At 58.3% G+C, this 5,596-nt stretch carries 13 protein-coding genes; 7 read left to right on the forward strand and 6 right to left on the reverse strand.

Annotated elements, in window-relative coordinates:
- Positions 1-160 precede the first annotated feature (160 nt).
- The 6 genes from WCB02_RS25000 to WCB02_RS25025 form a co-directional block, all read right to left on the reverse strand.
- On the reverse strand, positions 161-361 hold the full coding sequence (locus WCB02_RS25000; RefSeq protein WP_423962384.1) for a hypothetical protein: 201 nt from the start codon (positions 359-361) through the stop codon (positions 161-163).
- On the reverse strand, positions 358-489 hold the full coding sequence (locus tag WCB02_RS25005) for a hypothetical protein (protein WP_423962385.1): 132 nt from the start codon (positions 487-489) through the stop codon (positions 358-360). The genes WCB02_RS25000 and WCB02_RS25005 overlap by 4 nt, the downstream gene beginning before the upstream one ends.
- Before the next feature lie 88 nt (positions 490-577).
- The gene (locus WCB02_RS25010) at positions 578-928 is read right to left on the reverse strand and encodes a hypothetical protein (protein ID WP_423962388.1); all 351 of its coding nucleotides are present in this window, start codon (positions 926-928) and stop codon (positions 578-580) included.
- The gene (locus WCB02_RS25015; RefSeq protein ID WP_423962391.1) at positions 925-1,245 is read right to left on the reverse strand and encodes a hypothetical protein; all 321 of its coding nucleotides are present in this window, start codon (positions 1,243-1,245) and stop codon (positions 925-927) included. Before WCB02_RS25015 ends, WCB02_RS25010 begins: the two co-directional genes overlap by 4 nt.
- Positions 1,242-1,481: a hypothetical protein gene (locus WCB02_RS25020; RefSeq protein ID WP_423962392.1), complete on the reverse strand. Its 240-nt coding sequence runs from the start codon at positions 1,479-1,481 to the stop codon at positions 1,242-1,244. The genes WCB02_RS25015 and WCB02_RS25020 overlap by 4 nt, the downstream gene beginning before the upstream one ends.
- Complete coding sequence (locus WCB02_RS25025; protein WP_423962393.1) at positions 1,478-1,798, reverse strand: hypothetical protein; 321 nt, start codon at positions 1,796-1,798, stop codon at positions 1,478-1,480. Before WCB02_RS25025 ends, WCB02_RS25020 begins: the two co-directional genes overlap by 4 nt.
- Positions 1,799-1,933: 135 nt before the next feature.
- Between WCB02_RS25025 and WCB02_RS25030 the strand changes: the two genes are divergently transcribed.
- From WCB02_RS25030 to WCB02_RS25060, 7 genes are all read left to right on the forward strand, one after another.
- Entirely contained in the window at positions 1,934-2,149 is a 216-nt protein-coding gene (locus WCB02_RS25030; protein ID WP_423962395.1) for a chaperone, read from the forward strand.
- 116 nt (positions 2,150-2,265) lie between these two features.
- The gene (locus WCB02_RS25035) at positions 2,266-2,442 is read left to right on the forward strand and encodes a hypothetical protein (protein ID WP_423962396.1); all 177 of its coding nucleotides are present in this window, start codon (positions 2,266-2,268) and stop codon (positions 2,440-2,442) included.
- A gap of 225 nt (positions 2,443-2,667) precedes the next feature.
- On the forward strand, positions 2,668-3,423 hold the full coding sequence (locus tag WCB02_RS25040) for a hypothetical protein (protein ID WP_423962398.1): 756 nt from the start codon (positions 2,668-2,670) through the stop codon (positions 3,421-3,423).
- 10 nt (positions 3,424-3,433) lie between these two features.
- Positions 3,434-3,760, forward strand: coding sequence for a hypothetical protein (locus WCB02_RS25045; RefSeq protein WP_423962400.1), 327 nt, complete (start codon positions 3,434-3,436; stop codon positions 3,758-3,760).
- Positions 3,757-4,749 (forward strand): hypothetical protein, encoded by a 993-nt coding sequence (locus WCB02_RS25050; RefSeq protein WP_423962401.1) that lies wholly within the window; start codon positions 3,757-3,759, stop codon positions 4,747-4,749. The genes WCB02_RS25045 and WCB02_RS25050 overlap by 4 nt, the downstream gene beginning before the upstream one ends.
- Complete coding sequence (locus WCB02_RS25055; protein WP_423962403.1) at positions 4,679-5,362, forward strand: hypothetical protein; 684 nt, start codon at positions 4,679-4,681, stop codon at positions 5,360-5,362. Before WCB02_RS25050 ends, WCB02_RS25055 begins: the two co-directional genes overlap by 71 nt.
- Positions 5,362-5,596 (forward strand): hypothetical protein (locus tag WCB02_RS25060; protein WP_423962405.1); only part of this gene is annotated, 235 nt, incomplete at its 3' end. The genes WCB02_RS25055 and WCB02_RS25060, both read left to right, overlap by 1 nt.

The following is a 5,596-nucleotide window of genomic DNA, read 5'->3' on the forward strand; positions in this document are numbered from 1 at the left end:
GGTGTCGCCCTGTCCTTGGAGATCTTGCGCGCGGCGATGAAGCCAGCCGCGTATCCGTATCGAAGCGCTGAGCGGCTGGACCTGAAGGCGTGCCGGCGCAGCGCCATGCGGGTGAACTGCGCCGCCATCGCTAATAGAGCATCGACCTCGGCTTTGCGTTTCATCCTGCCACCCCACGCTTCTCGATTTCATCGGCTACATCACGCAATAGGCGCGGCAGCTCAAGTATCAGTTTGAGAGACGCCTGCACGCTGAAACCAGCACCGTGTTTGCCACCGATGACAAGTAGGATCACACCTTCGGCCTGTAGCTCTTTGCGCACCCATGTGCACTGAGTATCGTATTTGCCGGGACCTATCATTCCCCGCGCTCCTGTCGTTCATCCGTGGCCTTGCCACCGATCCAGGAAAACAAAATGACGAACAGCGCCCAGCCGATGAAGAGCGCCATGGCGGCCAGGAAGGCGGCGCAGCGCACGGCGCGGATCATTTGCATGCGCCTAACAATGATCCAAGATACACCATCGTCACTGACCAACCGACAGCGGTCACGATCAACCACGCAATCGTGAGACGGCTCAGGGGCAGCGCTCCCACACATCATCCATGCGCAGCACCCATCTTTCTTTGGTCTCGCGAAAGTAGATCATGACGCTGGCCTCTTGATCGTAGTCCACGCCGTAGCGCCGGCACAGATCGCGCATGTCGGTTTCTGAGAGAGTGGCCGGACTCTCGACGACCTCAGCCGGCCGGTCTGAGGCTTTGCAACCAGCGGCTACCGATGACCGCTGGTCCGTCTTCTCCCCTGTCGATTCCACGTGATCACACAGCAACTCGATACAGCCCGCACTGGCGTTGAAACCATCGGCGCGCAGTAACTTCGCAGCGTGGCGCGCCAGCTTGATGTCCAGGGCGGTGGGGGCACTCACTCTCGCACCGCCTTGCCCTCTGCTTTTTCGATCGCTGCATCCATCAATGCCTTGACCTTCCCCCAATCCATCGCTGCCTCGTGAGCGTTGGCGTTGTGATAGATCTTCATGCCGAGTTTGCGCGATTCGATGCAGGCTCGAAGTAAATCCGGCGCGGCGGCGATGAGCCTGGCATCCATTGGTTTCGCTTTTTTGCAAATGACGAGGCCACTCTGAAATCCTTGTGGTGTCGGTCCCCAAACATTGGCGCGCGGATCATCCGAATTCGGCATAAAGATGCCGCCAACGTGCCATGGTCCCGGCGTGTGAGCACTCACTCCCGCACCGCCTTGACGCCCATGCGCTCGATGCTCTGCGCGGACTGCTTCACGAGCCATGAGGGCCCGCACTGGTTACGCAGCTGCTGCAGCTCGGGGGAGTAATCCGTGATGCCCTCACCCGCGCGCTCCCAGGCATCCAGGAGCTTCACCTTCCAGTTGGACCGCACGCCCTGGCGGGTGAAAACCCAGCGCTGCAGGGCCAGGATCTGTGCGTCGGTGAGCTTGGTGCTCATGATTGCCCCGTCATCTGGGCGTGTTGCTCGTTGAGGGCGGCGCGCTCATCCTGCTCACTCCAGTACAATCCCATGTCGCGCGATATCGCTCGCACCTCGGCGCCGATCAGAATGCCTCTGTCGTAGAGCATCTCAATCTCTACTGGCTGCGCGCCTCGCGTGCCAAGAGCATCACCGCATATGCAGGCAGCATGTCCGCACAACGCACGCTTCGCGCGCCTGACCTGTCGCAACGAAAGTTTGCCGTGCGCGGCGCGCAAGGTGATCGAGGTTTCGTGAAAATCATTGGTCAATTCGATTTTCGAGTAGCGGTTCATTTGTCGTCACTCCTGCAAAGGTTGTGCTGATTCGACGTGCCCACTATGAACGATGAGTTAACTGGGCGCAAGTGCTGTGACTGAGACGCGCGTCACGTTGACGCATACCGGGCGATGAACTGTAAAATAACCGCCATGAGAAAAGCGCAACAAAGTCGAAAAGCTGCGATCGAACTGGCCATCGAGGCCGCCGGCGGGCCCGCCAAGCTCGCCGATGCCATCGGCCGCAAGCGGCCAGCGATCTCCCGTGCCCGAAGACTCAAGCTCATTCCGATCGAGTGGGTGCTGCGCATCGAGGAAAAGTACGGCATTTCCAGGACAATTCAGCGGCCGGACGTGTATCCGGATTGATCCATGAAACGCCGTACCTACCATCGCGCCTATTATTGGAAAACCGTGGAAAAACGCCGTGCAAGAGCGCGTTTCTTCGCCTGGCGTCGTCGCGCACGAGCAATGGGAATTGATGTATGAGAGCGCAAGATAATTGGCAATTCAAATCCGAGCTGGCTCAGCTCGAAGCGCGCAGCAAGCCTCAGCCCAAGGGCTCGCCGCCGCACTGGCTGCGCTGCGAATATTTCAAGGGCGAAAAGCGTTGCGTCAAGGCAGAAGGGCATCAGGACGAGCACAAAACAGCTGAATCTTGAAAGTCAAGGCCATGTGCACAACGTAGGAATTTGCTGACGGCGTCACGGTTATGTAATCTCGGAGGTGAGGGCCGGGATCCGACAAACCTCGCGAGTTTGACGGACCACCGACCTGAGACCCCGGAGGATTCCTTCGGATTTCGGCTCTCCTTTTTATGCGGTTTTGAGAGGTCTCGGCCCCATGCCAAATCAATCTCCATCACACCCGATTTACGGGTTGTTGTGATGGCTCGTATCCGTTCGATCAAACCCGAATTCTGGACAGACGCGAAAGTTGGCGAGTGCTCGCCGAGTGCTCGCCTACTATTCGTCGCATGCTGGACATTTTCCGACGATCACGGTCACCTCGATCGATCCGCGAAACAACTCAAGGCGCAGGCGTTCCCCTACGATCAAATCGACTGTGAGCCGCTCATTCAGGAATTGTTGCAGCACGAGCTATTGATTGAATACCAGGATGGCGAGTCAAAGTTCTTATATATCAACGGTTTTAGGAAACACCAGAAAATAGATAAACCCGCGAAGCCTCGCCTACCCCTCTACGACGACTCCAAGAGGATTCGGCGAGTCCTCGGCGAGTCCTCGGCGAGTCCTCCGCAAAAAGCGGCTGCGGATTGGAAGGGATTGGAGAGGAGAGGAGAGGATCAGGAGGGGGATGCAAGGGGGAGGGGATCGCGCACTGCCAAACCGGACAACCTCGAATCTCGCGCTCGTGCGCTGGCCACACCGGGCCTGGATCTGGATGCATGGATGCGCTGGGAGACCTACCGACGTGAAATCAAAAAACCCATCAAGTCGCCCAGTCTCGCAGCTGCCTGCGAGAAGCTCACCCGATTCGGTCCGGATCAGGCGGCAGTGGTTGCGCAATCGATCGCAGAGGGCTATCAGGGATTGTTCGAGCTGAAGCCCAATGGCAGCGCCAAAGCAAAACGGGAGGACAAAAGTGGCTTACCGAAGTGGTACCCCGGCGTGGAAACGTGAATTGAAACTCATGCGCCAAACTGGCACACGGCCGGTCGGACCGATCCTGCTTACCGAGGACGAGCAGATCGCCGCATGGTCGCGCGGTGGTGAACGAGGCCTCTACGCGATCGTGCATCATCCGCGCATCGCTCTGGGGCGTGACGCCGAATTGTTCGCAGACCTCGGCGTGCTGATATCCACGCATCTGCCCTTCTCGCTGTGGTCTGACATCTGCATCGAACTGGCCGAGCACAAGCCGCACATCCTGCAACTGATCGACCGCAAGGGCCGGCATCCCGCTCAGCTTGTGATTGATCCGCGTCAGCGCGCGATCGAAGAACCTATCAACGTATGAACGAACCTATCAACATCCATCGCGAGCAGGACAAAATCCTCGCGCAAAGTTTTTCGGTCACGCGCGCGCAAAGTTTTTCGGTCACGCGCGACAATCACGACTGGCTGCTCGAACTGGGCAAGCGTCAAGGCGATTCTCGCGTGCTCAGTGCACGGCATGAAATCGCGCAAGGCTTGATCAAACAATTTCGCCCCTCGCTGGAGGAAGGTTTGACGCTGCCGTGGGCCGAGACGCACAGCTCGGTGCGCTTCATGCCCGCCAAGGTTTCAATTTGGTCCGGGCCCACCTTCAGCGGCAAGACTGCGTTCTTGCGCCAGCTGATGCTGCATGCGATCAAGCTCAAGCAGCGCGTGCTGTTCGTGTCGCTCGAGGAGGAACCAATCGACGTGTGGCGTGAATTTATTTGCATGGCTTCCCTCACGCGCTCGCCCAAGCCTGCCTTGATCGAGTGGGCTCTCGATACGTTCGACGAGCAGTTGTACGTTTTTGACTCCACGGAGATGATCGACCCGACCGTGCTCATGGGGATTGTGAGATTCGCGGTCGAGCGTTTCGGTATTACGCAAGTCGTCATAGATTCGCTGATGCGATTGAACCTACGCATCGACGACTACGAAGGGCAGCGCGAGATGGGCAACATGCTCGGGCGCCTGGCGCGTATCTCGCAATCGCATATCCACCTGATCGCGCATCCGCGCAAAACCGCGAACTCGCGCGAATCGATGGACCTGTACGACATTCGCGGCGCGCAGGACATCGTCGCCCAAGCCGATCTGGTGCTGACGCTCGAGCGCATCCACGAGGCGCCATTCGGTTCGGTGCTGAAACTCTGGAAGCAGCGGGGCGACACCAACTGGATCGGGCAATTCGATCTGGCCTACGACAAGACGAGCCGGCAGTTGAAGATGCACAGCTTCGATGAGCCGCAGCGATTTCTTTGCGATCAGGCCTACATCGACGGCGGCGAAGTGCAGCAGTTGGAACTGTAGAACCTATCAAACACTCGAAGGGAGAGAACCTATCATGGCGAGTAAAAATCACCTGTCGCTGCCGAAACGTGGTTGCAAGTTCCGCGGCATGAACGGTCGCGCAGAGTTCGACGGCGATGACAAGAAATCCGCGGCCGACTACGGCATCTCGGGCTTCATGCTGACGCGCGATGAGACCAACGAATTCTTCGGCCGCGATGTCTACGCGCGCTTGTTCGACACCAAGAAACGCCCACCGGAACCAGCAATGCCGGAAGTGCCGACCTATCACATCACGCACAAGTTTCGCGACTCGTCAGTGTCGCTGTTCTTCGATGGCGAAAGTGAGGCGGTCAAGCTCGCCTGCAATCTTGCCAAGATCGAGATCACGCCGCAGACCGGCGGCATGTGCGAGCTCAAGGTGCAACTGCAAAGTCATCCCAGTCGCCAGGAGGTCGGAATCCTGTACGACAATTTGGGGCGCGATATTTCCGCCTCGATCCGCTTCGGCAAACTCGTCGAGAAGATCGAAGCGCAACCGGAACTGCCGATGGATGCGGGAGAGTCAGGCGGGGCGCGAGATGGCAACGAAGTCCCAGGGCCGCTGGATGACGAGCAGCTGGGGATGCACTGATGCCGCCACTTACTCGCAAGCTCACGGGTGATCACTGCTTCTGCGGCACGTGCGGGGAGTATTTCAACTCGACCTGCGCCTTCGACATGCATCGCGTCGGCTCCTTTCGCAAAAATGCGAGACGCTGTTTATCCGTACAGGAAATGACCGAAATCGGCATGGTCAGGTCGAAAACCGATTGGTGGATAACCAAGGAAAAAGCGAAAGGACCTCAGCCAGTGCGTCCTGGACAGG

Source organism: Bradyrhizobium sp. (genome assembly GCF_049581145.1).
GTDB lineage: Bacteria > Pseudomonadota > Alphaproteobacteria > Rhizobiales > Xanthobacteraceae > Bradyrhizobium.